This is a genomic window from Dietzia maris, from assembly GCF_014144855.1.
GTDB lineage: Bacteria > Actinomycetota > Actinomycetes > Mycobacteriales > Mycobacteriaceae > Dietzia > Dietzia kunjamensis.
The window spans coordinates 1-1,368 of record NZ_JAALDN010000092.1 but is presented as its reverse complement, the minus strand read 5'-3'; the positions used below and the strand labels follow the sequence as shown (position 1 = coordinate 1,368).

Here is a 1,368-nt window from a genome sequence, read left to right as displayed (position 1 = left end):
CGCGGGCGCCCACCTCGAACTCGTTGCCCAGCTCGCCCGAGTCCAGGCCCGCGGCCATCTTCTTGACGATGCCGCTGCGCCACGTGGCGAACGGGTCGGACCACGCCTCCACCCGGAACGACCACATCCCCGCCACATCCGTGGGCAGCAGCGCGTGGACGGTGTCCGGCTCGGTGCCGGGCACCATCGTGGTGCGGGAGGACGCGCCGCCGGGTCGGCGGACGACCAGGCTGGCGGACAGGGCGTCGTGGCCCTCGCGCCAGACGATCGCGGAGACGGGCAGGATCTCCCCGACCACGGACTTGGACGGGAACCTCCCGCAGGAGACGAGGGGGCGGACCTCATCGATGGCCAGACGGTCGTTCACGTCGGTGCTCCTCTCGGCGGGTGGGCGCCGCGGTGGGCGGCGTCACCTCCACGACGCTAGCGAAGTCGGGCCGATCCTTCAGGGGTGCCCGAGTCGGCGTTCACCTGCACGGCCGTGTTCTTCGCCACCCGTCCTCCCGATTACCGGTTAGATGGGCGTCGTGAGCACCCTGATCGACATCGACCCCGACCTCGTCCTCGACCTCCGCGACGTCTCGCTCCGGCGGGACGGCACGTCCCTCGTGGGGCCCCTGTCCTGGCAGGTGGAACTGGACGAGAGGTGGGTGGTTCTCGGCCCCAACGGCGCGGGCAAGACCTCGTTGCTGCGGATCGCCTCGGCCCTGGAGTACCCGAGCACGGGGACGGCCGTCATCCTCGGGGAGCAGCTGGGCCGGACGGAGGTGACCGAGCTGCGCAGCCGTGTCGGCCTGTCGTCGGTCGCGGTGGCCGGTCGCATCCCCGGCGACGAGGTGGTGCAGGATCTGGTCATCTCCGCCGGATACGCCGTGCTGGGCCGCTGGCGGGAGAAGTACGACCCGGAGGATTTCGAGCGCGCCGCGGACACCCTCGAGTCGATCGGGGCGGAGCACCTGGCCGAGCGAACCTGGGGCACCCTCTCCGAGGGGGAGCGCAAGCGCGTGCTCATCGCCCGCGCCATGATGACCGATCCCGAACTGCTGCTCCTCGACGAGCCGGGGGCGGGGCTGGACCTGGGCGGCCGGGAGGACCTGGTCGCCCGCCTCGGGGACATGGCGATGGATCCGGACGCCCCCGCCACGGTCCTGGTCACCCACCACGTGGAGGAGATCCCCCCGGGGTTCACCCACGCCATGCTCCTGGCGGAGGGCGAGGTCACCGCGATGGGGCTGATCGACGAGGTGATCACCTCCGACAATCTCAGCAGGGCCTTCTCCCAGTCGATCGTCGTGGACGCGATCGACGGACGCTACTTCGCGCGCCGGGCGCGCCGCTCGGGCCGGCACCGGCGGGCACCACGGGCAT

General features: G+C 71.8%; 2 protein-coding genes. One reads left to right on the top strand and one right to left on the bottom strand.

Features of this window, described 5'->3' with window-relative positions:
- Nucleotides 1-367 (bottom strand): maltotransferase domain-containing protein (locus G6024_RS03795; RefSeq protein WP_159148088.1); only part of this gene is annotated, 367 nt, incomplete at its 3' end.
- Between the two features lie 151 nt (nt 368-518).
- Between G6024_RS03795 and G6024_RS03790 the strand changes: the two genes are divergently transcribed.
- Nucleotides 519-1,368 (top strand): ABC transporter ATP-binding protein (locus G6024_RS03790; protein WP_067718305.1); only part of this gene is annotated, 850 nt, incomplete at its 3' end.